Genomic DNA, 508 nt, shown 5'->3' on the forward strand with positions numbered 1-508 from the left:
ATCATCGACCCTTGCGACGCGCTCGACATCGAACAGGCCACGGAGGCGATCGCGGACTACAACGGGCCGGTCTACATGCGGCTTTTGCGCGGCAAGGTCCCTGTCGTGCTCGACGAGTACGATTACACATTCCAAATCGGCAAGGCACGCCTGTTGCGCGAGGGTGAGGATGTGCTGTTCATTTCAAGCGGCCTGATGACCATGCGCGCGCTGGAGGCGGCGAAGGCGCTTGAAGCCGACAGGATCGGCTGCGCCGTTCTGCACGTTCCGACGATCAAGCCTCTGGACACGGAGACGATACTTGCCGCGGCGCGCCGTCCGGGACGGCTAATGATAGTGACCGAGAACCACACCATCATCGGTGGGCTGGGCGAAGGTGTCGCCGCGCTGCTGATGCGGGAGGGAGTGGCCCCAGTCTTTCGGCAGATCGCCCTGCCCGACGAGTTCCTCGACGCTGGCGCGCTGCCGACGCTTCACGATCGCTACGGGATCTCAACTTCCGAGCTCG

General features: G+C 63.6%; 1 protein-coding gene. It reads left to right on the forward strand.

Annotated features, from left to right (window positions below):
• Positions 1–508, forward strand: a 508-nt coding sequence (locus NKJ23_RS34615; RefSeq protein WP_352685216.1) for a transketolase C-terminal domain-containing protein, incomplete at both ends; no start/stop codon positions are given.

It is taken from the genome of Mesorhizobium sp. M0184 (assembly GCF_040322215.1).
Taxonomy (GTDB): Bacteria; Pseudomonadota; Alphaproteobacteria; order Rhizobiales; family Rhizobiaceae; genus Mesorhizobium.